Source organism: Streptomyces melanogenes, from assembly GCF_014649795.1.
GTDB lineage: Bacteria > Actinomycetota > Actinomycetes > Streptomycetales > Streptomycetaceae > Streptomyces > Streptomyces noboritoensis.
In genome coordinates this window covers 74,213-100,890 of record NZ_BMTS01000018.1, presented here as the reverse complement: position 1 = coordinate 100,890, position 26,678 = coordinate 74,213, and the positions used below count along the sequence as shown (strand labels likewise).

The window sequence follows — 26,678 nt, the reverse complement described above, 5'->3', positions numbered from 1 at the left end:
GTGGAGCACCGCTGCTTGCTACCGCGCCTGGCCGGGCAGGCGGAAGCCGTCGCGTACGTGGTCGAAGACCGGCTTGTACCGGTCCCAGTCGGCAGCTGGAGCCGAGAGGTAGATCGCGTACTCCGTGCCGCCCGGTTTGCCGAACCCGAGGTCCACCGCGCGCCACTGGCGTGCCCTGCCCTGCCAGGTGAACTCCCAGATCGCCGCCGGACGCTGCTGGTAGGTGGTGCTCTGCATCCGCAGCTGACGGTAGCCGGGCAGTTTGCCCTGCTTGATGGACCTGGCCTCGTCGTCCTTCCAGCGCTGGAGGGGGTCGGTGCTCGCGAAGTCGAGCGCGGCGATCCGCAGGCTCGCCATCCCGGTCGGGTCGATGTACGCGACCCCCTCGGCGTCGTCTTCGAGCTTCTTGCGGGTCCAGCCGTCGGGGACCGGGAACGCGAGGCCGAACGCCTTCTCCTCGGCCAGCCGGTAGCCCTTGGGCACCGGGGGCTCTGTGGCCTTGGAGGCGGAGGTGTTTGGGGAGGGGGCGTTGCTCGCGGCGCTGCGGCCCGAATCGTGCAGGGCCAGATAGGTGCCGCCGAGCGCCGCTGCGGCCAGGACGGCCGCGACCGCCGCCCAGACGGCGGTCCGGCGCCCGGTGCGGCCACGGGCAGCGGTGTTCTCGCCCGCGTCGGGAGAGAGGAGCGCGGTCGCGGCCGTGCCCGGGCGGTCGGGCCCTGGCGCGGTGGGTTCCGTCCGGGCAGCGCGGCCCGAAGGGTCGGGCGCCGGGGTATGCGGCCGTGCCGACTCCCGAAGCCGTGCCTGGACGGCCTCGGCCGTGGGGCGGTCCTCGGGCTCCTTGGCCAGCAGCTGCGCGATCAGCGGGGCCAGCGGACCGCCGTGGCGCGGCGGCTCCAGTGGGTCGGCGACGATCGCGTACGCCGTCTCTATGGGAGCGCTCCGGCGGAACGGGGGTCGCCCCTCGACCGCCTGGTAGAGCGTGGCGCCCAGCGCCCACAGGTCCCCGGCCGGGCCGGGCGGTGCGCCCTTGACCCGCTCCGGGGCGCAGTAGTCGATGGAGCCGACCAGCTCGCCGGTGCGCGTGAGGGTGGACGTGCCGGAGGCGATCGCGATGCCGAAGTCCGTCAGGACCACCCGTCCGTCGGCCCCCAGCAGCACATTGGCGGGCTTGACATCGCGGTGCAGGACACCGGCGGCGTGCGCGGCTCGCAGGGCGGCGATCATGGCCCGGCCGATCCGGGCGGCCTCGCCGGGATCCACCGGACCGTCGTTCTTCAGTACGTCACCGAGCGTGCGGGACGGTACGTACTCCATGACGATGCACGGCAGCCCCGCGTCCTCCACGACGTCGTGCACCACCACGACGTTGCGGTGCGTGATACGGGCCGCACTGCGCGCCTCGCGGCGGGTGCGCTCATGGAGCGTCGCGCGCTCGTCCTCACCCAGGTGCGGTGGGAAGTGCACCTTCTTGAGTGCGACGTGGCGGCCGAGCAGCTCGTCCTCGACCCGCCACACGGTGCCCATACCGCCGCGGCCGATCTGCTCCAGGAGCCGGTAGCGTCCCGCGATCAGCCGTCCGGGCCCGTCGGCCCCCGCACCGTCCCACACTCTGCCCGCACTCCTTGTCCCAGCCCCGGATCTCCCCGGCCGCTCTGTCCTGCTTCCGCCACCCTAACGACGCAATGTTGCGATTTGGCCACAGGGGCCCCGGTGGGGTGCGCGGAGCGTACGGGGGAATGAGCGGGGGGTTGTCCCTACCTCGCATGGGCGTGCTGCCCGGTTGGTTCAGTGGATCTTGGATGCGCAGGCTGGACGCGTCCGGCATTCCGATGCAACCAGCAAGCCGCACAGGGGGAGTTCACCCATGTCCGATCATTCTCGTGAATCGCAGAAGCTCCGGCGCGTTCACACCACATCGCTGCGAAGGCCGCGACGGGCAGCCGCGGTGGTGGCCGTGGTCGCCGCCGCCCTGGCCGTGGCCGGCACGTTACCCGCGGCCGCGGAGTCCCACGGCTCCCGCGATGCCGTACGAAAGAGCGTGGAGCGGCTGGTGGTCGAGGACCAGTACCCCGCCGCCCTGGCCGCCACGGTCGACCGTGACCGGCGCACCCGTAACTACACCGCCGGTGTCGGGGACGTGCGGACCGGGGCGAAGGTGCCGGTCGACGGGCAGGTCAGGGTGGGGAGCAACACCAAGACGTTCACCGCCACGGTCGTCCTCCAGCTCGTCGGCGAGGGCAAGATCGGCCTGGACACCCCCATCGAGGAGTACCTGCCCGACCTGGTGCGCGGCGACGGGATCGACGGCAACGACATCACCGTACGCCAGCTGCTTCAGCACACCAGCGGCCTGCCCAATTACACCGAGTTCATGACCAGCGATGCCCTCTACGGCAAGGGCCGTCACACCTACTACCAGCCCCGGACGCTGCTGGACATGGCCCTGGCCCACAAGGCGCTGTTCGCCCCCGGCGACGGCTGGTCGTACAGCAACACCAACTACGTCCTGGCCGGTCTCCTCATAGAGAAGGTCACCGGACGCCCGGTCGCCGAGCAGATCACCGAGCGGATCATCGACCGTATCGGGCTGCGGCACACCTACTTCCCGGGTGTGGGCGATGAGCGGATCCGAGAAGCCCACCCCAAGGGGTACCACGCGTCGAAGCCCGGAGCGCCGCTGGACGACGTCACGGAGCTGGACCCCTCCTGGGGCTGGGCCGCCGGGCAGATGATCTCCACTCCCAGCGACCTGAACCGCTTCTTCTCCGCCCTGATCGGCGGCGGGGGGCTCCTCAAGCCCGCCCAGCTCGCCCAGATGCGCACCACTGTCGCGGTCCCCGACGACTTCCAGCCGGGTTCCGGCATCCGGTTCGGCCTTGGCCTGGTGAGCATGCCGCTGAGCTGCGGCGGGCTGAGCTGGGGCCACAGCGGTGGCATCCCCGGCTACTCCACGACCGTCGCCGTCACCGACGGCGGCAGCGCCGCCAGCGCCGCCGTCACCGCGCTCAGCCCGCCCAGCGGCACGGAGACCGACAACGTCCAGCGGTTCGTCGACACCGCACTGTGCGCGAAGTGACGGTCGACCTGCTGCGGTAAGCGCGCGAGCAGGCTGATGATCTCGCAACCGCAACCGCAACCGCAACCGCAACCGCAACCGCAACCGCAACCGCAACCGCAACCGCAACCGCAGCCGCGGCGGAGCCCGGCGATGTAGCCGCGCAAGGAAAACATCAAGGCAGGCGGCGGGGACGTATCAGGGATATCAATAAGCCCGGTTTTTCCCGGTAGGTGGGGTTTAGCTGTCACTGGTTCACGCCGACGGGGATCCGAAGTGATCCGGGTGGAGCCGAGTGATCGAGGGAGACACCGTGAAGTTGTCCATACGTAAAAGGGGCGTTGCCCGTTTCGTGGTGCCGGTCACCGCCCTGGCGGCCCTCGCTGCCTTGGCGGCGCCCGGCGATGCTCGTGCCGCCACCCACGCTGCTCCGCCGTACCCCGCTGACCTCGACGGGCTGCTCAACCAATTCGTGCAGTACGGCGATTCCGCCACCTGGAACGGTGAGCGCCAGTACGCGTCCGCGTGGGACAACCACCACTGGGTGTACCAGTGGGGCCGCGCCAACGTTCCGATGACCAGCCATGTGTCGACCCGTAACGATGCCTCCGGGGTCACCTTCACCAACCTTCAGGTGACTCCGGACGGTCAGGCGACCACGACGCCCGGGGCCACCTGGTACGTGGGGAGCAACTTCCTGACGAACGCCACCGACAGGGAGATGACGCTGACGACCCAGAGCTTCAGCAGGACGGTCACGGACACCGTGTCGACCGCGGTCACCAAACAACTCTCCACCTCCCACAAGGTATCGGCGCAGCTGAAGCTCGGTGAGTTCTTCAGCGGAGGCGACGAGTTCACCGCCACGTGGACCTGGGGCGAGACCGACACCAAGACGGCATCCCTGCAGGAGACCTACACCGCCACGCCCCAGTCGGTCCCGGTGCCGCCGCACACCACCGCCGTCATCAAGGTCGTGCTCAAGCAGACGAAGAGCACGGGCGCGGTGAAGCTCGAAGGCGACCTGGACGGAAGCTTCACCAGGTCCTTGATCCGTACGGACTGCAACGACGTCGGCGGTGGTTACGCCCCTGGCCATACTGTCCGGAGCAGTAAGGAATCGGTGTACGACACGGCCCTGGCAGCCGTTCCGCTGCCGCCGGGCATCTACCTCAGCGGCCATCACACGGTCGCGGTTCCGGGCCTGGGCACCTATACCGCCGAGAACGGCTCGCAGTTCGGCGTCGAGGTCAGCTACGTGCCGCAGCGGCGAGTCGCGGCCCCGGGCGCCTCGCGCTCCTACTCCTACACGGTGGCCGCGCGGAGGACTGCCGCACCTCCTCGGTGACCAGACGCTCCCCGCATGCCGCCTACGCCGTCGTGGGGAGTCGACTGTGACGTTGGAGTGATCCGCTTCGCCACTCTCTGTAGCGAGTCGGATACTTTCTGTCGGCTGCGGCTGCGGCCGCGTCGATGGCGATTGTCGGGCTCATCGCCGGGACGTCCCTGGCCGCCGGGCCCACGGAGGGGGATCCGTCCGCCCCGGCTGCCGTCCCCGCGGGGAAGTCGGCCGAGTCGGGGACCGCCGAAGGCGGGAGGGCGGGGTCCGACGCGGACGCATCCGCCGTGATCCGGTGTGAGGGGCAGGTGCAGCGTCCGCGCAACTCCACTCATGTACCCGGCACGGTCAACGTCGTTGTCACCGTCTCGTGCTCGGCGCCGGTTCCGGAGATCACCACACGGGCGGCCCTGTACAAGAACGGACAGCTCGTCAACCAGTCGGCGCTGCGCACTCAGCACAACACCCGTACGGCGCAGAACAACGCGGCCGTCCAGTGCAGCCCCGGCAACTACCGCGGCCGGATGTACTTCAAGGTCGTCTTCCCGCCCGGCTACCAGCCGCCCACCAGCTCGACCAACGGCCTCGGCCAGGAAGTCGCCCTCTCCTGCTGATCCGCCGCTACCGGAAGGCGGCCGCATTGCACGGGGGTGCCGCCGGGAAGGAGACCTGGCGTGCACCCCCACCGATCCGCGTCCTGGCCCGCAGAGCGGCGGACCTCGACGCGTCGACGGATCCGGACGCCGCCGCCGACGCGGGCCTGCGGCACTTCACCGCGGTCATGTCGCTGTGGACCGAGCCCGAAACGGCCGCCCGAACCGGAGGGCGAACCCTCGTTGAAGCCGCCGATGCGGACGAGGTGGCCGACAACTGCGCACTGTTGCGCCGTCTCGCCCGCGAGGAGCCGAGCCTCGTGCGAGGCCCCCTGGACCGCACCCGCCAGCACTGGATCGGCACCGGCCCCCACGAGCTGATGCCGTCACGGCAGCCCACCCTGGCCCGCACACGGTTCACCACCCCTCGCGGGGAACCGGCTTCCCCCAGTACGAAGCCGTTCCACTTCGGTCTGTACACCTCCACGGCACAACACGACGGTCCGGGTATGTGGCGCATGTACCTGGACCAGGGATCGCCCCTCCAGCCACGGCCCTGGCACACCTGGGAACTCCAGGTCACCGACCCCGCGGCCGCAGTCCTCGAGATCACGGGCGCCGCCGAATGGGCGGCCTTCGTCGAGCGGTACGCACGCGTGCACGGCGGCGCCGTCTTCCCCGACTGGACCAAGGTTGCCCACGACTACGCCGGGGTGCACGTTACCCTCCGCGCGATCCTCGCCACCCAAGGCTTCAGGTTCGCCGTCAAGGACGGACTGACCGCCCCTCCCTACTGGGACATCGAATCCGTCCTCTGGCTCCGCTGGTGCTTCTCCTCCGGCCGCCTCGTGGAAGTAACACCACCCACAGCAACCTGAGTTGACCGTGCCGCCCTCCCTCGGTCGCCGGAGCGCTGGCGCAGTATCGCGGTGGCGATGTCCACGAAGTGCCGTACGGGACCCGTGAAGTTGCTCTCGGATACCGCCAGGCAGGTCTCGACGGGCAGGGCGTCGGTGACGGTCAGATAGACGAGGTCGGGGCGGGAGTACGAGGCAGCGATACTGACGGGGAGGAGCGCGATGCCCTGCCCGGAGGCGATGAGCTCGAACTTCTCCTCCAGGGAGGACGTCCGCCGCGTACTGCCGTCGAACATCGGCTCGCCGTCGAGGTCGGCCGAGGTGAGCGCGTGGCGGTTGGCCAGCGGGTGCGTCACCGGCAGGCACGCGACCTTGGTGTCGTGGCCGATGGGGACGGTGTGCAGCCCCGAATCGTCGAAGGGGCGCCGGAGGTATCCCACGTGCGCGCGGCCGTCGCGGAGCGGCGCGTCCCGTTCCGGCCAGGTCAGCGGAAGGACATCGACCTCTACGTTCGGATGGCTCGCCGTGAACGCCCGGATCGCCTCCGACACGTACAGGCCGCCCGAGAAGGCGACGACGAGCCGCTGCTCGCCCCGCTGCGCCTCGTGCACGCGCCGCAGCGCAACGTCCACCACGGTGGTGATCCTTGACGCCTCGTCATACAGCTGCTGCCCCGCAGGGGTCAGCTCGACGCTGCGCGTGGTCCGCGTGAACAGCGGGCATCCCAACTCCTGCTCGAACGCCCGGATCTGCCGGCTCAGGACCGGCTGCGCGATGAACAGTGCCTGTGCCGCCCGGCCGAAGTGCCGGTGCTCGGCCACCGCCACGAAATAGCGGAGTTTTCGCAGATCCAGATCCATGCCGTAACGGTATCAATGTGGTTTGAAGGGTATTGGACGCCCGGTCGAAGGGCTCGGAGACTTACCAGCACTCCCACAGTCCTGACGCACTGACACACCATGCAGAGGAACCACATGAACGACACCCGCAAGACCGCTCTCATCATCGGGGCTTCACGGACCCTGGGCCTCGGGCTCGCCGCCGAGTACCTCCGTCGTGACTGGGACGTCATCGGCACGGTCCGGGGCAGCCGGCGCACCGGTCTCCACGACCTGGCGGAGGAGTCCGGGGGCCAGTTGACCATAGAGTCGCTGGAGATGACCGACCCGGACCAGATCTCGGCACTGCGCGACCGGCTGTCACAGCGCACGCTCGACCTGCTCTTCGTCAACGCCGCCATTACGCGCGGCGATCTGCCGATCGGCGAGGTTTCGACGGACATGTTCGCCGAGGTCATGATCACCAACGCGCTCGGCCCGATGCGCGTCGTGGAGACCCTCGGCCCGCTGGTCGCCCCGACGGGGACCATCGGCGTCATGTCCTCCAGCCAGGGAAGCATCTCTTTGAACACCGAAGGCCGGCAGGACCTGTACCGGGCCAGCAAGTCCGCGCTGAACCAGCTGATGCGCAGCTACGCCGCTCGCAACGCCGAGGACACGCGGACGCTGCTGCTCATGGACCCGGGCTGGGTCCGCACCGAACTCGGCGGCCCCGAGGCCGACCTCAGCGTGGAGGAGAGTGTGCCGGGGGTGGCGGAGACCATGGAGCGCCACGCAGGGAAGCCCGGTCTCCACTTCCTCGACCACCAAGGGCAGGTCGTGCCCTGGTAGACGCGGGGTCTGCCGCGGCCCCATGTCCGGCATCCGCGAACTCCGCTCCCGGCAGCCGTGTCCGGCGCGGGCGGCGCGGTCGTCGCACCGGACACGTACCAAGGGGTGCGGGTCGGTCAGGATGCGGTGCAGGAGCCAAGCACGGGGGGCGTGCTGGTGCCGTTCCGCATGACCGTGAAGCCGAAGCTCGTCGATGCTCCGGCGGCCAGGTTGCCGTTGCCGTTCGGCCGCATCGTCATGACGTTGCCACTGGTGTCCCAGGTGGGTGAGCCGTTCCAGGTGGCGGAGACCTTCTCCGGAGGTGTGACGGTGACGGTCGTGGTCCAGTTGCTGATCGCCGAACTGCCCGCGGTGATGGTCACCTTGCCGTTGAAGCGGTCACTCCACTCCTCGGCCTTGCTGTAGGTGGCCGTGCAGGTGGCGGTGCCTGAACTGCCGCCGCCGAGCGCCGCCAGCACGGCGTTGTACGCGGGCTTCTTGGTGTAGTTGTCGTCGAAGAGCAGTGGTGTTCCACCGGCACGCCAGGAGTACTTGTCGGTGACACCCCAGACGGTGATGCCGGTGCAGCGCGAGACCGCCAGGCAGGACCTCACCACACTGCTGTAATTGTCGGCCTGTGCCGTGCCCGAGCCCTCGATGTCCAGCTCGGTGATCTGCACGTCGACCCCGAGGTCGGCGAAGCGCTGGAGGTTCTCTTTGTAGTCGTAGGGGACCGGGGAGGCGCTGTTGAAGTGGGACTGGAAGCCGACGCAGTCGATCGGTACCCCGCGCGCCTTGAAGTCCCTGACCATGTTGTAGACGGCGTTGCTCTTCGCGTTGATGCCGTCGATGTTGTAGTCGTTGTAGCAGAGTTTGGCGGCCGGGTCGGCGGTGCGGGCGGTGCGGAACGCCTCCTCCATGTACCCGTCGCCGAGCTTGTCCTGGAAGGGTGAGCTGCGCCGGGCGCCGCTGTCGCCGTCCTGGAAGGCCTCGTTGGCGACGTCCCAGGAGTGGATCCTGCCCTGGTAGTGCCGCATGACCTGGGTGATGTGGTTGTTCATCGCCGATCTGAGGTCGGTCGCGCCGAGGTTGCCGACCCAGCCGGGCAGTTGCGAGTACCACACCAGGGTGTGTCCGCGGACCTTCATGCCTCTGCTCTGGGCGTGGTTCACGATCTGGTCGGCGGAGCCGAAGGTGAAGGTGCCGCGGGTGGGCTCGGTGGCGTCCCACTTCATCTCGTTCTCCGGTGTCACCGAGCTGAACTCGGTGTCCAGCGTGGAGGCGTACGGGGTTTCGCCCAGGTGGTTCGTGGCGACGGCGGCGCCGAAGTAGCGGCCCTGCTCGGCGGCCGCGGCGCCGAGGGTACCGGCGGCCTGGGTGGTGCCCGCGAGGGCGGGAGCACCGACTGCGGCGAGCAGGGCCGCTGTGCCGACGACGAGTGCGTTGCGGGTGCGCGGGCGTCGGGGCCGACGCTGAGGAGGTGGGTCGATGGTGGTGCGGGATGCCATCTCGTCCCCTTCATCCGGGTGGGGGTGGGCAGGATTTGGCGGCGCACCCGCTCAGCGCGGGCACACTGCTCTCCGAAAGTTTCGGAATCATTCCCGACTTGCGTGACGGACCATAGGAGCACCCTCCCTTGCCGTCAACACACTGCGCACCCATAACCTCAACTGCGCCGAGTGGACCCCTCGATGGAATTTTCGGCTCGAAATTTTCGACGCGCTCTGCACCTGCCCTGTCGCCGCCCCATGTCCCCTTGCGGCAACGCGACCAGGCCGGGCGGCGGGCTCAGTTGGTGGACACGCCGGGCGCAGCCCCCGTGCTCTCCCGGACGACCAGATGCGTCGCCAGCTCCATCCGCAGTGTGGGGCCGGGCAGCACCGCTTCCGCGCCCTGCAGCACGATCCGGGCGGCGAGGGCCGCCATCTCGCGCAACGGCTGGCGCACCGTGGTCAGCGGCGGGGAGGCCCAGGCGGCGTTCGGGACGTCGTCGAAACCGACGATGCTCACGTCGGTCGCGACCCGCAGCCCGGCCTGCCGGATCGCCTCGTACGCGCCCAGGGCCATCAGGTCGCTGCTCGCGAAGACCGCGGTGGGCGGCTTCGGGAGGGCCAGCAGGTTGCGCATGCCGGCGTACCCGGTGGTGTAGTAGAAGTCGCCGGGCTGTTGGAGGGCCGGGTCGACCGCGATGCCCGCCCCTTCGAGCGCCGCGCGGTATCCGTCGAGGCGCGCCCGCGCGCACAGGGCCTCCTCCAGGCCCTGCAGGATGCCGATCCTGCGGTGTCCAAGGTCGAGCAGGTGCTGGGTCGCGGCCATGCCGCCCTGCCAGTTGGTCGCGCCGACCGTCGGCACTCCGGCGTCCAGGCTGCCGACCGGGTCGACCACGGCCAATGGGATGTCCAGGGAGTTGACCTGCTTGTGCTGCGCCGGGGTGAGGTCGGTGACCGCCAGGATGATCCCGTCGGAGCCGCGCTTGGACACGTTGTCCAGCCAGCGCACGGTTTGCGTGGTGGTTCCGTGGGTCGCGGTCACCACGACCTCGGTGCCGTGCTCGGCCGCAGCGCCCTGCACGCCCTGCAGCACCTCGCCGGCCCACAGGCTGTCCACCTCGCGGATGACCAGGTCGATCAGTCCGACCGTCTTCTTCGGACGGGCGCGGCGGCGCAGGTAGTTGTGCCGTTGCAGCAGTTCTTCGACGCGGGCCCGGGTCTCCGGCGCCACCTGGTCGTGGCCGTTGAGGACCTTGGAGACCGTCGGCGCCGACACCCCGGCCTCGCGGGCGATCTCGGCGATGGTGACCCGGGTGGCGGGAGCGGTGGCCCCGGCCGTGACCGTCGTTGCGCTGCTGCTCCGTCGGCCGGGCATGGGCGACCTCGTCTCTGTGTCGACTCGTCGTGGCCAGCATACGCGCCTCAACTCCGAGTGTTTCGGCAAGTTTTGTGCCTTCCGGTGCCCGACGGCGGAGCCCTCGGACCTCTCGGTGGCCTGCCCGAAATATCCGTTGACGGTGCTGTGCGAGTGCCCTACGTTGCCCGGGATGGTGAGAGAAACTTACCGAAAGATTCGGCCCTCGCCTTGGGGGTCGGAGCCGATCGCCCCCGGCGCGGACGAGATGACCGCACCTGCGCAGTGGAGGCATCTGCCGTTCCGGCCCCGAGAAGACATACCAACGGTGACCCACCAGGTGCGTCGGGACGCGCCCGGGTGACAGGGAGGAAACCGCCATGCGTGACGTACCCAGGTGGCCACGGCGCGGAGCCGGGGCGTTGGTGGGGCTGCTGGCCACCGTGCTCCTCGGCGCGCTGTCACTGGCGACAGCGCCGTCGGCGTCGGCAACCGGCCCCCTCTGCGACCAGTACGGCAGCGCGGCCGTGTCGGGCGGCACGTACATCGTCCAGAACAACGAGTGGGGCGACACGATCGGGCAGTGCGTCAACGCCTTCGACGGCGGCTTCACGTACACCTCGGGCTACCACAACCTGCCCGGCAGCCCCAAGCCGGCCGGCTATCCGTCGATCTACGCGGGCTGCCACTGGGGCAACTGCTCCAGCGGCAACGGACTGCCACAACAGGTGTCGTCCTTCACCAACCCGCAGTCCCACGTGGATTTCACCACCACCGGCGACGGCCAGTGGGACGCCGCCTACGACATCTGGTTCGACACCAACCCCCACCCCAGCGGGCAGAACAACGGCACGGAGTTGATGATCTGGGCCAACCACGCAGGCCCCCCGACACCGTACGGCCGCGAGGTCGGCACCGTCTGGCTGGAGGGTGCCAACTGGGACGTGTGGTACGGCCCGCAGAGCAGCACCGCCGACGGTGTCACCCTCACGTGGAACACCGTTTCGTACGTGAGGCAGCAGCCGGTCGACTCCCTGACGGTGAACATCAAGGACTTCACCAACGACTCGAAGGCGCGCGGCTACCTGCAACTGTCCTGGTACATGACCAGCGTGCAGGCGGGCTTCGAGCCGTGGGTCGGCGGCCCCGGCCTGGGTGTGCGGAACTTCTCCTACACCCCCGACGGGAGCGCCTCGACGGGCAGCGCGATCGTGGGACGGCAAAGCGGACGCTGTCTGGACCTCAGCGAATGGGGCAGCGCGGACGGCACCCCGGTCCAGCTCTGGGACTGCTCCGGCGACTGGAACCAGCGGTGGACGGCGGCAGGCTCCACTGTCGTCAACCCGCACACCGGCAAATGCCTGGACGTGTCTGGCGGCGCCGGCGCGAACGGCACCCGCGTCCAGCTGTGGACGTGCAACGGCACCGGCGCCCAGCAGTGGCGGTTCAACCCGAACGGCACGCTCACCAACCCACCGTCGGGCAAGTGCCTGGACGCGGGCGGCTCCGCCAACGGATCCCTGCTGCAGATCTGGGACTGCTGGGCCACGGCCAACCAGCTGTGGTCGCACCCGAATCCTCTCTGAGGAGCCCGGACGTGCACCGACACGGAACGATGCTTCCGGTGGCAGCGTCCGGAAAGACCCCCGAACACTCCGCGCGTTCACCTTTGCGAGTGATTGAGGGCCGGTGGGCGGGAGGCTTCCCGCCGTGTCGACGCGGAGAAGCCGTACCGTCCGCCTGAGCACTGTTCAGAAGTGGTTCCGCAGGTGCGCCGATGGCGCCGCCCGGAGCCTTTGAAGGAGATCAGCGTGGCAACAGGCACAGTGAAGTGGTTCAACGCGGAAAAGGGTTTCGGCTTCATCACGCAGGACGGCGGCGGCCCGGACGTGTTCGTCCACTTCTCCGCGATCCAGACCAGCGGGTTCAAGGAGCTTCAGGAGGGCGACCAGGTCACGTACGACGTCACTCAGGGGCCCAAGGGTCCCCAGGCGGAGAACGTCGTCGTCGAAGGGTGAAGGGCTGACGCGGCCGGGGGCGGCGGCAGCGGGGGCGGGGGTAGTACGCCGCGGATGCGCGGTGTACTACCCCTGTCATTCCGGCTGAGGGATATCAGTAGCCGACAGTGAAGCGGCGCTGGACGAAACGCGGGAGCTCCGCCTCGTCGACCAGGGCCACGGCCGCGTCCTCCACCGAGATGCGACTGCGTCCCTCGGCGTCCAGAACGGGCTGGTCGCCGCCGACCCTGAAACGCCCGGTGCGCTCGCCGGGGGCGATCTCCTCCGCCGGGCTGAAGTAGGTCCACAGCCGGTTCGACAGCCGCAGGACGTCGAGGGCGTCCCGGTGCCCGCGTACCGCTGCGGCGTAGGCGCGGGGCAGGCCGAGCTGGTCGAGGGTGGTGTGCAGCAACTCGTCGGAGTCGGCGCGGACCACACCCGGTGCGATCTCCAGGCTCCCGGCACCGCCGATCACGATGAGCCGGGTCCGACGGTGGCTCTCCAACCCCTTCAGCAGGGCCCGCGCCGCCGTCGCGTAGACGGTCGGGTCGGCGATCGAGCGCCGCACGGTCTCCTCGAAGTCCCGGGCGGCATTGCCCGGCTGGAAGGCGCTGATCAGGACGTCGAGGCCGGGCAGGACATCGGCTATGCCCTGCGGATCCAGGACATCGAGGCTCGCCCACGTGACGTTGTCCCGGCCCTCCGCACGCTGTGCCTGAGTGGCGTCACGGCTGAACGCCCTGACGTGGTGGCCGCGTTCGAGGGCCTCGGTGACGACCTGACCGCCGATGGTGCCGGTGGCTCCGATGACGCCGATGTGCATGGTTCTCCCCTGTGCATGCAGATGTGGGACGTCACTCGATGAAGTGACGCCGTGCGAAAACTATACGGTGTGAAGTAACTGCACGGCACTCGGTATGTGGACGCTGTAGAGTGCCCGTCGTGACAGTGACGGGAAGTGTGGGAAGTGCGGGCGGCGGCAAGGGGCGGCGGGAGCGGCTGCGTGCCGAGACCACAGCCGAAATCAAGAAGGTGGCCCTGGCCCTGATGGCCTCGGGCGGGCCGGACGCCATCACGCTGCGAGCCATCGCCCGGGAGATGGGCATGACCGCCAACGCCATCTACGGTTACTTCCCGGCCCGGGACGACCTGGTGACCACGCTCATCAACGACGTCTACACCGCGCTGGCCGACGCCGTGGACGCCGCGTGGGAAGCCGCCCCGGTCACCGATCCCGCCGCCCGGATCGAGGCGTGGGCCAACGCCTTCCGCACCTGGGCCCTGGTCAACCCGCAGGGCTTCCGCCTCATCTACGGCGACCCCGTACCCGGCTACCAGGCGCCCGAGGGAGGCCCCGCCCCCGACGCCGCACGCCGGGTCTGCACCGGACTCACCGCACTCGCGGCGGCCGCATGGCCCCACACCCAGCACCTTTACGAGGGCAGCACCTTCGACTGGTCCGACTTCGACCCCGGGCTCCTCGACAAGGTGCGCCCCGCATTCCCCGACCTGCCGCCCGCGGCCGTCGCCCTCGCCCTGCGCATGTGGGGCCATCTGCACGGCCTCGTGTCACTGGAGGTCTACGGCCACCTGCGCACCCAGACCACCAGCCCCCAGAAGCTGTTCCTGGAGGAACTCGGCCAGCTCATCAAGATGCTGGGCATCCCGCGCGGACGCTGAACACCTCGGTGTCGGGGCCGGGACACGAGTGCTCTCGATGGCGGGGTGGGAACGGCCCAGCGGGGACTGCCGACCGGGGTTTCTGAGATTTTCTCGCCGACGGTGTCACACATCCGGGCTCTCGCGGTTCAGCGAGGTGCAGGGGGTCGCGCAGCGATGCCGGGCCCTCTGCTCCAGATCGTCCGCTGCATCCACACGCATGGGAGTTTCCGATGTCCACCTACGCCATCGTCGCCGTCCTCACCGCCGCCTGGGTCGGCTTCTCCGGGTTCTCCCTGCTGCGCCGGGCCGACTTCGTGACGCAGCCGCTCGTCGAGTACGGCGTCCCGCGCTCCTGGTGGACGCTGCTGGGCTTGGCCAAGGCGGCCGGCGCGGCTGGCCTGCTGGTCGGTCTGGCGGTTCCCGGGATCGGTATCGCGGCCGGGATCGGCCTGGTGCTGTACTTCCTCGGCGCGGTCGTTGCCGTACTGCGGGCGCGCTCCTACAAGACCGTCGCCTTCCCCGTCCTGTATCTCGCGCCGGTCGTGGCCACCCTGATCCTCGGCTACGCCGCCTGACCGCCAGGGTGGGCCGAATCCCCACCGACGAGGAACGCGTGTGCGAGCTCGTCGGTCGGCCTGGCAGGATGACCACATGGTGACGAATCAACCGTGGACGGGGTTTCACGGTGATCTGCTGGCGGCGAAGGCGTTGGTGTACGACCCGGGCGGTTTTGCCTGCTCACTGCCGGTGCCCGAACCGGAGAGCGCCGAGTACGCGGCACACGCGTTCACGCTCGACGGCCTCGCGGTCCGCTTCCGCGTGGGGAAGACGACCCCGACGAAGGTGGGTCAGTTCGTCACCGTGTGGCAGCGGTCCGAAGAGGGGCCGATCCGACCGTTCGACGCCGAGGATGGGGTGGACCTCTTCGTCATCAGCAGCCGGGACGACGACGGCTTCGGACAGTTCGTCTTCCCGCGCGAGGTGCTGAGCGAGCGGGGCATCGTCTCCCGTGACGGCTCCGGTGGGAAGCGGGGGTTCCGTGTCTATCCGCCCTGGGTCACCACGACCAACCGGCAGGCCGGCAGCACTCAGGCATGGCAGGTGAAGTACTTCCTTCACCTCGGCGAGGACGAGCCCGTCGACCTGGCCCGCGCCCGCGCCCTCCACCACCCGTAGACGCCGCCCGCCCCCCCCGTGTGGCTATCGGGCAACCCGAGGGGGCGCGGGCAGCGAGGGACCCCGCCCTGGCATGGACGGGGTCCGATCCGCGGATCAGTGTGCGGTCATCAGACGCGTCTGCAGGACGTCACGGCCGCCACCGTAGATCCTCAGCCAAACCCGCCCCGTCTCGCCCGGCTTGAGCAAGCGGTCCTTCCCCTCGCGGGACTCGGTCAGCACCGCCTTGACGTGCTGCGTCTTGTTGTTGCACACGACCTGCTTTCCCTTCAGCCACGTACTGAAGTCCGTGGTCGGGTACGTCTCCGGCGCCGTCAGCGCGACTTCGATGCTGCGGTCCGCTGCTCCGGGCTTGCAGCGGTAGGCGAACTCCACCGTGGTCGGAGCGGTCAGCTTCTGCGCGGTGATGAACTCCGGCCCGTGGAACGCCTTTCCGCCGGCCGTCGCCGGTAGTGCGGTGGCGGCGACGGCCGCCGTGGCCAGGGCGGCGGAGGCGATGATCCTGCCTATGCGCATGGATTTCTCCTTGTTGTTCGTGCGATCGGTCACGGCCCCTGTCGGGGGCTCGTGGAGTGTGTGGGGGCCGGGCGGACTGAGGCTCCCCAAGCGGCGGTTGGTGTCCGCTGATAGGCAAGCCAACCAGGCCGGGGGTTGTTCAGCAGCCCGGTTCGGTGGTGCTGAACAACATCGTTGAGTCGGGTGAACACGTGCGTGACCTGCGGGGGAGTGGGTGGCCCGTGGTTTCGAGCCTGTGTTCCGGAACTTGGGCATGCGCCCTACGCCCCTCGGTGACTCTCGTAGGGGGATCATTCCCAACAGCGACAGTGGCGCGGCATTCAAGGAGGCACGATGATCACCTGGCGGCGAGTGGCCGAGGCCGACTTCGTACTGCTGCGGCAATGGCTCGCGCAGCCGCACGTGGCCCGGTGGTGGCACCACGACAGCTCCGAGGAGGCGGTTGCACGGGACTTCGGCCCGGCGGCGCGCGGGCAGGAGCCGTCCGAGGACTTCCTGGTGCTGGTGGACGGCGTGCCCGTGGCCCTGGTGCAGCGGTGCCGGTTCGACGATTACCCCGACTATCTCGCGGAACTGGGCCGCCAGATCGAGCTCCCGGACGCGGCGGTCACGATCGACTACCTGATCGGAGACCCCGCCCGGGTGGGGCAGGGTCTGGGGCCGCGCATCATCCGGGAGTTCGTCGCGGCCACGTGGACCGATCACCCGGACGCGCCCGCCGTCATCGTCCCGGTCCATGCGGCCAACCGCGCCTCCTGGCGCGCGCTGGAGAAGGCCGGGCTGCGCAGAATCGGCACCGCCGACCTCACCCCGGACAACCCGGACGACGACCGCGCCCACTACGTCTACCGCATCGACAGACCCGTCGACGCGGCCTCCGGCACCGCCCAGGACTGACCGGCCCCCGCCGCAGAAGAGCGGCGGGCGTCTTCACGGGATTGACGGACCCCCGGCTTCCGGGTCCTTTAGGGTACGGACACGGCGTACTGCCCATTGCGGCCACCGGAGGAGGAACCTGTTGTTATCGCGCTACGGTCCCCAGCACGCTCCCGCCGGCGATGTGAGCGCGGCTCTGATGGTGGTCGACTCCCGGCTCAAGCAGGTCTACAGCGGCAAGACCGAGACTAACCCGGAACAGGAGGCGCTGGTCGACCAGTTCATCGCGTCGCTGGGCCCGGACGGAGCCCATGACCTGCTCGACGGCGCCTGCACGCTGATCTATATGTTCATGACGTGGCTGCGGCAGGCCCACGAGGAGCACGAGAAGGACGTCATCGAGCACGTGGTGCCCAACCGTGGCCGCGATGCGGATGATGCCCAGGAGCGTCGGCCCCGAGGCCATTCCCACCCTGGCCGGTTTGGTCGTCGCCGCGGGCACCGGCCTGAGCCCGAGCCTTTGGCGGCAGCAGTACGGGGACTGGACCGAGGAGGAGATGACTCCCCTGGAAGTCACCGCGTTCCTGCTCGCGGAGCACATCAACCGCATCACCAACGACACCGACTTCGCCACGCGCCTGATTACCGACGCCCTTTCCCGCGCCAACGAAAACTGACGTGCGGGCAGCGTCCGGGTCAGGGGCGGCGGCTCGCGAGGACGCAGAACTCGTTCCCCTCCGGGTCGGCGAGGGTGACCCAGCTGTCGTCGCCGGTCTGCCCGACATCGGCATGTCGGGCACCCAGGTCGAGCAGACGACGGACCTCCTCGTCCTGCTCCCTGTCGGTGGGGTTGACGTCGATGTGGAGCCTGTTCTTGACGGTCTTGCCCTCGGGCACGCGCGCGAAGGCCAACGACGGTGGCACCGGACCGAGGCGGTCTCTGCCTTCCGGCACCAGAGGGGAGCCGATGGCAACATAGCCGTCCTCTTCCTCCTGCACCTCGTAGTCAAGAACGGCGCACCAGAACAGGGCGAGACCGTGGGGATCCGCGCAGTCGATCGCCAACTCGGTGAACTTACTGGTCATGTCAGAACCTCCCGATCGCCCACGGCCGTGTCTATCAGGATCAGGCCGACTCCACGACTGGATTTCCCCACGCGGGGGGGGGCTCAACTACGCGTCGCCGTAGTACGGAAGGGGGCCTTCTTGCTTCGCTTCAAGAGCATCACTCTCGCCTCGGCGGTCCCGATTCGTGCATTGCCGAGTTGATCGATAAGGTGCCTGGTCACGACCGTACCCCCGTTCGATCCGCGGGCCGGTCAGGGCTCTGCCGCAGTTGGTGGCACCTCCACGACTGCTGTGCCGACCTCTGCCTGCCGCCCGGGTCCCGGGACGGGACAGGGCGGTCCTCACGGCGGGGCAGCCGGCCCCGGCCGACGGGTCAGGAGGAACGAGTGGCACAGGTCATCGCCGAGGTCTCGCGGACCTTCAACGAGTTTCTGCTCTTGCCGAACCGGACGCGGACCGACTGTTCGGCTGCGACGGTCGACCTGCGTACGCCGCTGGTGCGGCACATCGCGGGCGAGGCGTCGGCGATCGAGCTGCAGTCCCCGTTCACGTCCGCGATCATGCAGGCCGTCAGCACACCCGAGCTCGCGATCGCGCTCGCCCGAAGCGGTGGTTTGAGCTTCGTCCACCACAACCAGCCGATCCAGGACCAGGCCGCGGCGGTCCGCCAGGTGAAGAACTTCAAGGCCGGGTTCGTCACCAGCGACGCCAACGTCCGCCCCGACGACACCCTGAGCCTGCTGGTCGAGGTCATGCGCCGCACCGGCCACAGCACCGCCGCGGTCACCCACGACGGGACCGCCACCGGCCGTCTGCTCGGCCTGGTGACCTCCCGGGACTTCCACCCCCAGCGCCACGATCTGGACGGACCGGTCAGCGGCCGCATGACCGCCGTCGCCGACCTCGCCCATGCCGGGCCCGACATCACGCTCTCCGAAGCCAACGCACGGCTGTGGGACGAGCGCCTGGACTGCCTCCCGGTGCTCGACACCGAAGGCCACCTGCAGCACCTGGTGTTCCGTTCCGACTACGCGGACAACAAGCGCTTCCCGAACCAGGTCGTGGACGCCGCCAAACGTTTGCGGGTGGGCGCGGGCATCAACACCCACGACTACCAGGAGCGCGTCCCGGCCCTGCTGGAGGCCGGCGCGGACGCGCTGTGCTTCGACTCGTCCGACGGCTACAGCGACTGGCAGGCGCAGGCGCTGTCCTGGGTGAAGAAGCACTATCCGGAGATCCCGGTCGGCGGCGGCAACGTGGTCGACGGGGAGGCGTTCACCTTCCTCGCCGAGGCGGGAGCGGACTTCGTCAAGGTCGGGGTGGGCGGCGGTTCCATCTGCATCACCCGGGACCAGAAGGGCATCGGCCGCGGCCAGGCCAGCGCCGTGCTGGACGTGGCGGCGGCCCGGGACGCGTTCCGCGAACGCACCGGTGAGTACGTGCCGATCTGCTCCGACGGTGGGTTGGTGCACGACTACCACGTGGCTCTTGCGCTGGCGATGGGCGCCGACTTCGTCATGATGGGGCGTTACTTCGCCCGCTTCGACCAGGCGGCCGGCGCGAAGCTGCCCACCCGTGACGGCTTCGTGAAGGAGTACTGGGGCGAGGGCTCGAACCGGGCCCGCAACTGGCAGCGCTACGGCCAGGGAGGCCAGGGGCTGGTCTTCGAGGAAGGCGTGGACGGTTACGTTCCCTACGCCGGTGACCTCAACGAAGGGCTCGCCCTGACCGTCGCCAAGCTCAAGACCACGATGGTCTCCTGCGGCTCCACCACCCTGCCGGAGTTCCAGTCCACGGCCCGCCTCACCCTCGTATCGGACCAGAGCTTCCAGGAGAGCCACGCCAACGTAACTCTGCGGGACACCCCGGCGACGGTCTCCTGACCAGCTGCTGAGTCCTCGGTGTGAGGTGTGCGGACTACTGACGGGAGCGACCGCGCACGGTTGCGACAGCCTCTCCCGCCAGTGGTCGCGCCTCCGCCTCCAGGCGCCGTTGTCAGTGGCGGCGTATAGCGTGCGCGGATCAACTGGCACGCCTGCACCGGGGAGAGTACGGATGGAATTCCGGATCGAGAGAAGCAGTTTCGCCGAGGCCGTGGCATGGGCCGCACGGTCGCTGCCCGCGCGGTCGCCCGTGCCTGTGCTGGGAGGCCTCCTGCTGACCGCCGAGGAGGGGCTGCTCCGTATCTCCGGCTTCGACTACGAGGTGTCGGCGAACATCGAGGTGCCGGCCGAGACGGTGGAACCCGGTCAGGTCCTCGTCCTGGGGCGCCGTCTGCTCGACATCTGCAAGGTGCTGCCCGACGCCGTGGTGGAGTGCGCGCTGGATGGCGCGCGTTTCACCGTGGAAGGCGGTGGTACGCGGTTCGGGCTCTCGACACTGCCCCGGGAGGAGTATCCGCAGCTGCCCGGCCTTCCGGAGCTGCGCGGTGTGGTGGATGCCGGGGAGTTCGCTGCGGCGGTGGCTCAGGTCGTGATCGCGGCGGGGCGTGACGACGCCCTTCCGGTACTCACGGGCATCGGGCTCCGGCTGGACGGCGAGTCGATGACGCTGGCGGCGTCGGACCGCTACCGCTATGCCGTACGTACGGTGACGTGGAAGCCCGACGCGGTCGACTCCGAAGTCGTGGACGTGGTGGTTCCCGGTCGCAGGCTGACCGAGATCGCCCGCTCGCTGGCCAAGTCCGGCCTGATCCGTATCGGGCTCAGCGGCCCGGGCAGCCCGGGCAGCGGCCTGATCGCCTTCGAGGGAGCCGGGATGCGCACGACGGTGCGGCTGCTGGAAGGCCAACTGCCGCGTTACGGCAAGCTGTTCACGCTGGACAGCCCGGCCGTCGCGGTCGTCGAGCGGGAGCCGCTCGCCGACGCGGTCCGCCGGGTCGCGGTCGTCGCGGAGCCCAACAGCCCGATCCGCCTCGACTTCTCCAACGAGGGAACAGTCCTCCTCCAGGCGGGCTACGAAGACGACATCGCCGCGCAGCAACTCCCCGCCACCCTGACGGCCGTCGAGGACATGGCAGTCGCCTTCAACCCGGCATATCTCTTGGAAGCCCTCAACTCCTTCAGCGCCGCGCAGGTGCGTTTCGAAATGCTGGGCCCCGGTCAGCGGGCACTGCTCAGCGGCGTACCGGCATCGGACGACATCGCGCACGAGGAGCACCAGCATCTGCTCATGTCCGTACGGCAGTTGAGCTGACGGCGAGGCTCGCTTACGGGTGCCGGGCGCCCGGCGCGGATGTCCTGTGGTGAATGATGAGATCGTGATCTCCAAGGAACGCGCCGTCGAGCTCGTCGAGTCCTTCCTGGCCACGGAGCTGCCGACGTGGCCGTGGGAGGGGCCTCCTCCCACGCCGGAGATCTACCACGTGGAGGAGCGCGCGGTCGGCTGGCTCGTGTTCTGGCGCTCGGCGGAGCAGGCCCGCGCCCGTGACGTGCGCGGCAGCTTCGTCGGCGGCCACTACCTGGTGGACCGGCTCGACGGGAGCATCCACTACGTGCCCGACGTGTGGTGGGACGAGGAGGGCTGGGAGGAGCGGTACCTCCTGGAGACCAAGGGCATCAGGCGGCCTGATCCACTGGCCGCCGCTGTTCGCGCCCTCGTGCACTCCGCCGGGGCCGTGGCCGCGATGAGTCACCTGCGCAGGGAGGCTCCGCGACTGGGCCTGCGGGAGGCGAAGGCCTACGTCACGAGCGTTCGGGACGGCGCCGAACCACCGGAAGAGCTGGCGAGCCTTACGCGGAAGGAGCCGAAGTGGCCGCTCCTGCCCATCGAGACACTGACCCGAGGGCCGTTGGCGCCCGCAGTGGAAGAGGGTGCCCTTGGCGGGGACTCAACGGCGTGACTCGCCCGGGTCGGCGCCCCGTTCGCCGAACCCGGGCAGCCACCGGCCGCTGACCGGCGTCTACGGGCGCCAGTCGGCCTCCAGGTCGTGGGAGTCGGTCTTGGTGAGTTGGGTCAGTGCGGTGCCGTCGGCCCGTACCCGGTAGAGGTGTTCGGGGTCCGCGTCGTCGGTGCCGCCACGGGTGAAGACCAATTGGCGGCCGTCCGGGGACCAGGAGGGGTACTTGTCGTTGGCGCGGGCCGCGGTGATGCGGTGGAGCGCGGTGCCGTCGGGGCGGACGACGTAGAGGTGGGCGAAGCCGGTGGAGTCCACCCGGCTGAAGACGATGTGGTTGCTGTGCGACCAGTCGGGCGTCCCGTCGTGGGAGCCGGGACCCGTAATCGCTGTCTGCTTGAGGGTGGACAGCTGGATCCGTATCAGCCTGCTGGTGCCGCTCGCGTCCGCGCGGTTGAACGCCAGGTACTTGCCGTCCGGGGACCACGTCGGATGGAGGTCGTCCGCCGCGGTGTGGGTGAGTCGGGTGGCGGCGGTGCCGTCGATGTCGGCCACGTAGATCTCGCGCTGGGTGCCCACCGGCTTGGAGTAGGCGATCCGCTTGCCGTCCGGGGACCACGCCGGGTCGGAGGCGCCCTTGGTGCCGGGGACGGCCTTCAGGTCGCCGCCGGTGGTCTTCATCGTCCAGATGCCGTCGATGGCGCCGCCCGATCCATAGCGGACAAAGGCCACCCGCTTGCCGTCCGGCGACCAACTGGGCATCACGTCGCTGACGGCGGCGGTGTGGGTGAGAGGGACGGGAGTGCCGCCGCTGGGGGGGATCGCGTAGAGGTCTTCCGTGGGCGCCGCCGCCGTGTAGCGGGCGAAGACGATGCGCTGGCCCTCAGCCGCCCCCGCGTCTCCCGCGGCGCCGAGGGTCAGCGGCGCGGCCATGGCGATGGCCACGGCGGTGACCGCCGCCCGGCGCCGTGCGGTGCCGTGTGCGCCGGTCCTGCCGATTCTTCGCTCGCTTGCGGCGGTTCTGCCGTCGCCGGTGCCCTGCTGATGGTGTGTCAAGGTGTCCACCCCGATCCCTCCGTGCGGCCTGCTTCCGGCCGCTTCGGCGCGTAAACATCCCACCGATGGGGCTCCAGGGGAAGAAAGTTCACGTGGTCATACGAGCCCTGTGACGTGGTGCGTACACGGCTGTCACACGCGAGGGACCCGAGGTGCGGGAGTACGTGCCCGAGGCGCCCTATCCAGGCCGCCGTGCGGTATGGCAGGCTCCGGTCCGGCCGGAGCGGGTGGACGGTAGGGCATCAGTCGTCCGCTTGCGCGCGGCGGCGTAGAGCGTGCCTGCCGCTGGTGGCCACATCGCACGAGCCATGCGACGGGAGGCTGATCGGCAATGCACACATCACGCCGTAGCACAGCACGGACGACGGCACTGGCACTCGCGGCCGCCGCGGCACTCGCGGTCGGCGCGACGGCGACCACCCCTGCGGCGGGGGCACCCGCGGTGAAGAAGCAGGGACCGACCTCGGTGGCCTATATCGAGGTGAACAGCAACAGCATGCTCAACGTCGGCAAGTACAGCCTGGCCAACGGCGGCGGCAACGTCTTCGACATCGCCGTGGTGTTCGCCGCCAACATCAACTACGACACCGCCAAGAAGTCGGCGTACCTGTACTTCAACCCCAACGTGCAGCGCGTCCTCGGCAACGCGGCGACCCAGATCCGCCCGCTGCAGGCGAAGGGCATCAAGGTGATGCTGTCGGTGCTCGGCAACCACCAGGGCGCCGGATTCGCCAACTTCCCGTCCAAGGCGGCCGCTTCGGCCTTCGCGAAGCAGCTGTCCGACGCCGTGAGCACGTACGGACTCGACGGCATCGACTTCGACGACGAGTACGCCGAGTACGGCAGGAACGGCACCGGCCAGCCCAACGACAGCTCGTTCGTCCACCTGGTCTCGGCGCTGCGGGCCAACATGCCGAACAAGCTGATCTCGCTCTACAACATCGGCCCGTCGGCGACGAGACTGTCCTACGGCGGTGTGAACGTCTCGTCGAAGTTCAACTACGCCTGGAACCCGTACTACGGCACCTGGGGTGTGCCCGGAATCGCCCTGCCGAAGGCGAGCCTGTCACCGGCGGCCATCGACTTCGGATCGACGTCCCCGACGACCGCGGCGAGCCTGGCCAGGCGGACCGTCAGCGAGGGCTACGGCGTCTACCTGACCTACAACCTGGACGGCTCCGACCGGCACACCTATGTCTCCAGCTTCACCCGGCAGCTGTATGGAAGCGATGCCGTGTACACCCCCTGAGCGCACGAGGGAGGCCAGTGGCGGCTGTTGCAGGACGGTGACAAAGGCGGGGCAACGCGTTCGAGGCGAGGGATATCTCTTCAGGCAAGAAGCGAGCAAAGGGCACCAACTCGCTGAAGCGCGAGATCCGGTGCTTTTCGACCGAGAGGGATATTCATGGCCATCACCAAGCGGCACTCCCTGCGTATCGCTGCCGTGGGCGTCGTCAGCGCGGCGTCCGTCGTCCTCGCGGGAACCGTTGCCTCGGCCGCCACCCCGGCTGCCGCCGCCTCCGCCCCGCAGGCGACCGCCGCCAAGGCCGGTATCACCGCCAAGCCTTCGGTGACCTCGGTGAAGGCGTGGCAGCTGTTCCGGGTCACCGGCACCGCGACCGGCATGAAGGCGGGCAGCAAGATGGTCCTCCAGCAGAAGCAGGGCGCCAAGTGGGTCAGCCTGCCCGCAGCCACCCCGCTCAGCTCCAAGGGCACCTACTCGCTCGGCGTCAAGCTGGGCCTGAAGGGCAAGAACGACCTGCGGATCGTGAGCGGGAGCACCGCCTCGCCGGTGTTCAACGTGACCGTTCGCTGACCTCCCGTCCCGCACGGCCCCACAGCCCGTGGCCTCCTCCGGCCGCGGGCTGTTGGCGTTCCGTGCTGCGGTAATTCGCTTGACCTGTAGATGGGGCAGCGCTGCACTGTGGCGGGACGCCACGACCGGTGGTGCCGGTATCGCGGGAGGCAGTCGCAGCAATGGAGATCCGTTCCACGACCGACCAGGACCTGGATGTCTTCGTCGACACCCTCCATACCCCGTTCGGTCGCTTCCCGGCCGCTCCGGCCGAGGGCGGCGGGGCCTGGTGGTCGGCGCTCGAAATGGACCGCGGCCTGTTCGCGGTGGCGGCGGACGGGCGCCTCATCGGCACGGCCGGTGCGTACTCCTTCGAACTCACCCTGCCCGGCGAGATCCTCGCCCCGGCCGCAGGGGTGACCGCCGTCGGCGTCGTGCCCTCGCACCGGCGTCAGGGCGTGCTCACCGCGATGATGCGGCATCAACTCACCGAGCTGCGGGCCCGAGGGGAGTTCCTTTCCGTACTGCTGGCCTCCGAGGCGCTGATCTATCGCAGGTTCGGGTACGGACCGGCGACGTACACCCACCGGCTGACGGTTCCTCGCCACAAGGCCGCCTTCGCCCTGCCCCGGGCGGGCGGTCAGGCGGGCTCGGACACCGGCTCGATCGAAGTGCTGCGGCGTGCCGACTGTGTCGAGATCCTGGAAGAGGTCTACGACCGCTACCGCCGCGCACAGCCCGGCGCGCTGTCCCGGCCGCACCGCTGGTGGGCCGTGGGCGCGGGGCAGCCCCCGATCTCGCGGGCGCCGCGCTACGTCGCCGTCCACCGTGACTCCGACGGCGTTCCCGACGGGTACGCCAGCTATGTGGTCGCCGATCCCGGCACCCTGACGGTCGACGAGACCATCGCCGCGGACGACGCCGTCTTCACCGCTCTGGCCCGGTTCGTCCTCGGACACGACCTGGCCAGTGAGGTCGTGTTCAAACACGTCCCGCCCGAGCACCCGCTGCGCTGGCAGCTCGCGGACTTCCGCGCGGGGCAGGTGAGCGACGACACCGACTGGCTCTGGGTGCGGCTCCTTGATGTGCCGCGTGCGCTGACCGCGCGCGGCTGGTTCATGGACGGCGAGCTCGTCCTCGACGTCGACGACCCGTTCCTCGGCGAGCACGGCCGCTACCTGCTGACCGTCCGGGACGGCAAGGCCGAGTGCGTCCCGACGGACCGGGAGCCCGACCTGTCCCTGGACGTGAGCGACCTCGGCTCGATCTACCTCGGCGGCACCGCCCCGAGCCTGCTCGTACGGGCCGGACGCATCCGCGCCCACCGCCCGGGCGCGGCCGCCCTCGCCGACGCCCTCTTCCGGGCCGAGCGCGCCCCGCACTGCCTGCACTGGTTCTGACCGCGCCCTCGCCGACCTTGGGCGGCCGAGGAAGGCGACTGCTGCGATCAGGCCGTCGCCGGGTCCTCGACGGGCAGGCCCAGGTGTTCGGCGACGGTGGTGAGGGCCGTCCCCAGGGGGAGTGCGACGCGGGTGACGGCGTGCTGGTCGCCCCGGGTCGGGTCCCGGTTGACGATCAGCACCGGAGTCCCGGCCTGGGCGGCCTGGCGTACGAAACGCAGCCCGGACATCACCGTGAGCGAGGAGCCCAGGACCAGCAGGGAGGTCGCCTCGCCCACCAGCGTGCGGCAGTGCGCCACCCGCCGGGGCGGAACGGCCTCACCGAAGAACACCACGTCCGGCTTGAGGACGCCGCCGCAGACGGTGCAGGGCACCACGTGGAAGTCCCCGACCTGTTCGTCGGTGAGGTCGGCGTCGCCGTCGGGGTTGAGCGCGGCGGCCACCGGCGCGAAGCCCGCGTTGGCCTCCTCCAGCCGCCGGGCGAGCTCACGGCGCGGGCTGAAATCGCCGCAGGAGAGGCAGACGACCCGGTCGAGGCTTCCGTGGAGCTCCACCACCGCGTCGCTGCCCGCGGCCTGGTGCAGCCCGTCGACGTTCTGGGTGATCACACCGCTGAGCAGGCCGTGCCGCCCGAACGCGGCCACGGCCCGGTGCCCGGCGTTGGGCCGGGCGCGGCCGAAGGTGCGCCAGCCGAGATGGCTGCGCGCCCAGTACCGGCGCCGGGCACCGGCGCTGGAGGTGAAGTCCTGGTAGGTCATCGGCGTGTGCCGGCTGAGGCTTCCGCCCTCGCCCCGGTAGTCGGGGATGCCCGACTCCGTGGAGAGACCGGCCCCGCTGAGCACCAGCACACCGCCGGTGTTCAGCGCATCGGCGACCGGCCCCGGATCCGTGGTGCCGGGCGGCAGGCTCGCATCGGGGGTCCAGCTGAGTGTGGGGCGCATGCGCATACAGCCAGCGTAC

General features: G+C 69.6%; 26 protein-coding genes and 1 pseudogene. 18 read left to right on the top strand and 9 right to left on the bottom strand.

Features of this window, described 5'->3' with window-relative positions; genetic code table 11:
- Nucleotides 1-18 precede the first annotated feature (18 nt).
- Nucleotides 19-1,608: a serine/threonine-protein kinase gene (locus IE252_RS31800; protein WP_229848912.1), complete on the bottom strand. Its 1,590-nt coding sequence runs from the start codon at nucleotides 1,606-1,608 to the stop codon at nucleotides 19-21.
- Between the two features lie 256 nt (nucleotides 1,609-1,864).
- Here IE252_RS31800 and IE252_RS31795 point away from each other — a divergent pair, with 256 nt between their 5' ends.
- From IE252_RS31795 to IE252_RS31780, 4 genes are all read left to right on the top strand, one after another.
- Nucleotides 1,865-3,076, top strand: coding sequence for a serine hydrolase domain-containing protein (locus IE252_RS31795; RefSeq protein WP_190092895.1), 1,212 nt, complete (start codon nucleotides 1,865-1,867; stop codon nucleotides 3,074-3,076).
- A gap of 292 nt (nucleotides 3,077-3,368) precedes the next feature.
- Nucleotides 3,369-4,403 (top strand): ETX/MTX2 family pore-forming toxin, encoded by a 1,035-nt coding sequence (locus IE252_RS31790; protein WP_190092894.1) that lies wholly within the window; start codon nucleotides 3,369-3,371, stop codon nucleotides 4,401-4,403.
- A gap of 125 nt (nucleotides 4,404-4,528) precedes the next feature.
- Nucleotides 4,529-5,008: a hypothetical protein gene (locus IE252_RS31785; protein ID WP_190092893.1), complete on the top strand. Its 480-nt coding sequence runs from the start codon at nucleotides 4,529-4,531 to the stop codon at nucleotides 5,006-5,008.
- 26 nt (nucleotides 5,009-5,034) lie between these two features.
- Nucleotides 5,035-5,865 carry a hypothetical protein gene (locus IE252_RS31780; protein WP_190092892.1) on the top strand — a complete coding sequence of 277 codons (831 nt, stop codon included), beginning with the start codon at nucleotides 5,035-5,037 and terminating at the stop codon, nucleotides 5,863-5,865.
- Here IE252_RS31780 and IE252_RS31775 read toward each other — a convergent pair.
- Complete coding sequence (locus IE252_RS31775) at nucleotides 5,778-6,704, bottom strand: LysR family transcriptional regulator (RefSeq protein WP_190092891.1); 927 nt, start codon at nucleotides 6,702-6,704, stop codon at nucleotides 5,778-5,780. The genes IE252_RS31780 and IE252_RS31775 overlap by 88 nt on opposite strands.
- Nucleotides 6,705-6,818: 114 nt before the next feature.
- Here IE252_RS31775 and IE252_RS31770 point away from each other — a divergent pair, with 114 nt between their 5' ends.
- On the top strand, nucleotides 6,819-7,514 hold the full coding sequence (locus tag IE252_RS31770) for an SDR family NAD(P)-dependent oxidoreductase (RefSeq protein ID WP_190092890.1): 696 nt from the start codon (nucleotides 6,819-6,821) through the stop codon (nucleotides 7,512-7,514).
- A 116-nt stretch (nucleotides 7,515-7,630) separates the two neighbouring features.
- Here IE252_RS31770 and IE252_RS31765 read toward each other — a convergent pair whose 3' ends face one another.
- Both IE252_RS31765 and IE252_RS31760 read right to left on the bottom strand, forming a co-directional pair.
- Nucleotides 7,631-9,001, bottom strand: coding sequence for a glycoside hydrolase family 10 protein (locus tag IE252_RS31765; protein WP_190092889.1), 1,371 nt, complete (start codon nucleotides 8,999-9,001; stop codon nucleotides 7,631-7,633).
- A 280-nt stretch (nucleotides 9,002-9,281) separates the two neighbouring features.
- Nucleotides 9,282-10,358, bottom strand: coding sequence for a LacI family DNA-binding transcriptional regulator (locus IE252_RS31760; RefSeq protein ID WP_190092888.1), 1,077 nt, complete (start codon nucleotides 10,356-10,358; stop codon nucleotides 9,282-9,284).
- A gap of 359 nt (nucleotides 10,359-10,717) precedes the next feature.
- Between IE252_RS31760 and IE252_RS31755 the strand changes: the two genes are divergently transcribed.
- Both IE252_RS31755 and IE252_RS31750 read left to right on the top strand, forming a co-directional pair.
- Nucleotides 10,718-11,923, top strand: coding sequence for an RICIN domain-containing protein (locus IE252_RS31755; protein WP_190092887.1), 1,206 nt, complete (start codon nucleotides 10,718-10,720; stop codon nucleotides 11,921-11,923).
- A gap of 225 nt (nucleotides 11,924-12,148) precedes the next feature.
- Nucleotides 12,149-12,355: a cold-shock protein gene (locus IE252_RS31750; RefSeq protein WP_190092886.1), complete on the top strand. Its 207-nt coding sequence runs from the start codon at nucleotides 12,149-12,151 to the stop codon at nucleotides 12,353-12,355.
- 94 nt (nucleotides 12,356-12,449) lie between these two features.
- Here IE252_RS31750 and IE252_RS31745 read toward each other — a convergent pair whose 3' ends face one another.
- The gene (locus IE252_RS31745; RefSeq protein ID WP_190092885.1) at nucleotides 12,450-13,157 is read right to left on the bottom strand and encodes an NAD(P)-dependent oxidoreductase; all 708 of its coding nucleotides are present in this window, start codon (nucleotides 13,155-13,157) and stop codon (nucleotides 12,450-12,452) included.
- Between the two features lie 119 nt (nucleotides 13,158-13,276).
- On the opposite strand from IE252_RS31745, the gene IE252_RS31740 reads away from it, so the two are divergent.
- The 3 genes from IE252_RS31740 to IE252_RS31730 all read left to right on the top strand — a co-directional run bounded on the left by IE252_RS31740 (nucleotide 13,277) and on the right by IE252_RS31730 (nucleotide 15,172).
- Nucleotides 13,277-14,014, top strand: coding sequence for a TetR/AcrR family transcriptional regulator (locus IE252_RS31740; RefSeq protein ID WP_229848911.1), 738 nt, complete (start codon nucleotides 13,277-13,279; stop codon nucleotides 14,012-14,014).
- A 212-nt stretch (nucleotides 14,015-14,226) separates the two neighbouring features.
- The gene (locus IE252_RS31735) at nucleotides 14,227-14,571 is read left to right on the top strand and encodes a DoxX family protein (RefSeq protein ID WP_190092884.1); all 345 of its coding nucleotides are present in this window, start codon (nucleotides 14,227-14,229) and stop codon (nucleotides 14,569-14,571) included.
- A 76-nt stretch (nucleotides 14,572-14,647) separates the two neighbouring features.
- Nucleotides 14,648-15,172 (top strand): MepB family protein, encoded by a 525-nt coding sequence (locus IE252_RS31730; RefSeq protein WP_190092883.1) that lies wholly within the window; start codon nucleotides 14,648-14,650, stop codon nucleotides 15,170-15,172.
- A 96-nt stretch (nucleotides 15,173-15,268) separates the two neighbouring features.
- On the opposite strand, the gene IE252_RS31725 is transcribed toward IE252_RS31730, so the two are convergent.
- Nucleotides 15,269-15,688 carry a hypothetical protein gene (locus tag IE252_RS31725; RefSeq protein WP_190092882.1) on the bottom strand — a complete coding sequence of 140 codons (420 nt, stop codon included), beginning with the start codon at nucleotides 15,686-15,688 and terminating at the stop codon, nucleotides 15,269-15,271.
- Nucleotides 15,689-16,021: 333 nt separating this feature from the next.
- On the opposite strand from IE252_RS31725, the gene IE252_RS31720 reads away from it, so the two are divergent.
- Together IE252_RS31720 and IE252_RS31715 are read left to right on the top strand one after the other, a co-directional pair.
- Entirely contained in the window at nucleotides 16,022-16,585 is a 564-nt protein-coding gene (locus IE252_RS31720) for a GNAT family N-acetyltransferase (RefSeq protein ID WP_190092881.1), read from the top strand.
- Nucleotides 16,586-16,706: 121 nt separating this feature from the next.
- A pseudogene (locus IE252_RS31715) lies at nucleotides 16,707-17,241 on the top strand (hypothetical protein).
- A 19-nt stretch (nucleotides 17,242-17,260) separates the two neighbouring features.
- Here the strand turns inward: IE252_RS31715 and IE252_RS31710 are convergent.
- Nucleotides 17,261-17,650, bottom strand: coding sequence for a VOC family protein (locus tag IE252_RS31710; protein ID WP_190092880.1), 390 nt, complete (start codon nucleotides 17,648-17,650; stop codon nucleotides 17,261-17,263).
- Nucleotides 17,651-18,018: 368 nt separating this feature from the next.
- On the opposite strand from IE252_RS31710, the gene IE252_RS31705 reads away from it, so the two are divergent.
- The 3 genes from IE252_RS31705 (at nucleotide 18,019) to IE252_RS31695 (ending at nucleotide 21,473) form a co-directional block, all read left to right on the top strand.
- Entirely contained in the window at nucleotides 18,019-19,515 is a 1,497-nt protein-coding gene (locus IE252_RS31705; protein WP_190092879.1) for an IMP dehydrogenase, read from the top strand.
- A 172-nt stretch (nucleotides 19,516-19,687) separates the two neighbouring features.
- Entirely contained in the window at nucleotides 19,688-20,827 is a 1,140-nt protein-coding gene (gene dnaN / locus IE252_RS31700) for a DNA polymerase III subunit beta (protein ID WP_190092878.1), read from the top strand.
- Between the two features lie 64 nt (nucleotides 20,828-20,891).
- The gene (locus IE252_RS31695) at nucleotides 20,892-21,473 is read left to right on the top strand and encodes a hypothetical protein (RefSeq protein WP_190092877.1); all 582 of its coding nucleotides are present in this window, start codon (nucleotides 20,892-20,894) and stop codon (nucleotides 21,471-21,473) included.
- A 60-nt stretch (nucleotides 21,474-21,533) separates the two neighbouring features.
- Here the strand turns inward: IE252_RS31695 and IE252_RS31690 are convergent, their stop codons facing one another.
- Nucleotides 21,534-22,532, bottom strand: a complete 999-nt coding sequence (locus IE252_RS31690) for a beta-propeller domain-containing protein (RefSeq protein WP_190092876.1) — start codon at nucleotides 22,530-22,532, stop codon at nucleotides 21,534-21,536.
- A 322-nt stretch (nucleotides 22,533-22,854) separates the two neighbouring features.
- Between IE252_RS31690 and IE252_RS31685 the strand changes: the two genes are divergently transcribed.
- The 3 genes from IE252_RS31685 (at nucleotide 22,855) to IE252_RS31675 (ending at nucleotide 25,718) form a co-directional block, all read left to right on the top strand.
- The gene (locus tag IE252_RS31685; protein ID WP_190092875.1) at nucleotides 22,855-23,772 is read left to right on the top strand and encodes an endo-beta-N-acetylglucosaminidase H; all 918 of its coding nucleotides are present in this window, start codon (nucleotides 22,855-22,857) and stop codon (nucleotides 23,770-23,772) included.
- Between the two features lie 156 nt (nucleotides 23,773-23,928).
- Nucleotides 23,929-24,339 carry a hypothetical protein gene (locus tag IE252_RS31680; RefSeq protein WP_190092874.1) on the top strand — a complete coding sequence of 137 codons (411 nt, stop codon included), beginning with the start codon at nucleotides 23,929-23,931 and terminating at the stop codon, nucleotides 24,337-24,339.
- A gap of 161 nt (nucleotides 24,340-24,500) precedes the next feature.
- Nucleotides 24,501-25,718 (top strand): GNAT family N-acetyltransferase, encoded by a 1,218-nt coding sequence (locus tag IE252_RS31675; protein ID WP_190092873.1) that lies wholly within the window; start codon nucleotides 24,501-24,503, stop codon nucleotides 25,716-25,718.
- Nucleotides 25,719-25,765: 47 nt separating this feature from the next.
- Here the strand turns inward: IE252_RS31675 and IE252_RS31670 are convergent, their stop codons facing one another.
- A complete protein-coding gene (locus IE252_RS31670; protein WP_190092872.1) occupies nucleotides 25,766-26,665 on the bottom strand; it encodes an NAD-dependent protein deacetylase in 900 nt (299 codons plus the stop codon).
- Nucleotides 26,666-26,678 lie beyond the last annotated feature (13 nt).

Coding starts and splice junctions, on each gene's coding strand:
- IE252_RS31770 (WP_190092890.1), top strand. CDS start 6,819: ATGAACGACACCCGCAAGACCGCTCTCATCATCGGGGCTTCACGGACC.
- IE252_RS31670 (WP_190092872.1), bottom strand. CDS start 26,665: ATGCGCATGCGCCCCACACTCAGCTGGACCCCCGATGCGAGCCTGCCG.
- IE252_RS31765 (WP_190092889.1), bottom strand. CDS start 9,001: ATGGCATCCCGCACCACCATCGACCCACCTCCTCAGCGTCGGCCCCGA.
- IE252_RS31680 (WP_190092874.1), top strand. CDS start 23,929: ATGGCCATCACCAAGCGGCACTCCCTGCGTATCGCTGCCGTGGGCGTC.
- IE252_RS31725 (WP_190092882.1), bottom strand. CDS start 15,688: ATGCGCATAGGCAGGATCATCGCCTCCGCCGCCCTGGCCACGGCGGCC.
- IE252_RS31720 (WP_190092881.1), top strand. CDS start 16,022: ATGATCACCTGGCGGCGAGTGGCCGAGGCCGACTTCGTACTGCTGCGG.
- IE252_RS31785 (WP_190092893.1), top strand. CDS start 4,529: ATGGCGATTGTCGGGCTCATCGCCGGGACGTCCCTGGCCGCCGGGCCC.
- IE252_RS31735 (WP_190092884.1), top strand. CDS start 14,227: ATGTCCACCTACGCCATCGTCGCCGTCCTCACCGCCGCCTGGGTCGGC.
- IE252_RS31675 (WP_190092873.1), top strand. CDS start 24,501: ATGGAGATCCGTTCCACGACCGACCAGGACCTGGATGTCTTCGTCGAC.
- IE252_RS31730 (WP_190092883.1), top strand. CDS start 14,648: ATGGTGACGAATCAACCGTGGACGGGGTTTCACGGTGATCTGCTGGCG.
- IE252_RS31685 (WP_190092875.1), top strand. CDS start 22,855: ATGCACACATCACGCCGTAGCACAGCACGGACGACGGCACTGGCACTC.
- IE252_RS31775 (WP_190092891.1), bottom strand. CDS start 6,704: ATGGATCTGGATCTGCGAAAACTCCGCTATTTCGTGGCGGTGGCCGAG.
- IE252_RS31745 (WP_190092885.1), bottom strand. CDS start 13,157: ATGCACATCGGCGTCATCGGAGCCACCGGCACCATCGGCGGTCAGGTC.
- IE252_RS31755 (WP_190092887.1), top strand. CDS start 10,718: ATGCGTGACGTACCCAGGTGGCCACGGCGCGGAGCCGGGGCGTTGGTG.
- IE252_RS31760 (WP_190092888.1), bottom strand. CDS start 10,358: ATGCCCGGCCGACGGAGCAGCAGCGCAACGACGGTCACGGCCGGGGCC.
- IE252_RS31795 (WP_190092895.1), top strand. CDS start 1,865: ATGTCCGATCATTCTCGTGAATCGCAGAAGCTCCGGCGCGTTCACACC.
- dnaN (WP_190092878.1), top strand. CDS start 19,688: ATGGAATTCCGGATCGAGAGAAGCAGTTTCGCCGAGGCCGTGGCATGG.
- IE252_RS31710 (WP_190092880.1), bottom strand. CDS start 17,650: ATGACCAGTAAGTTCACCGAGTTGGCGATCGACTGCGCGGATCCCCAC.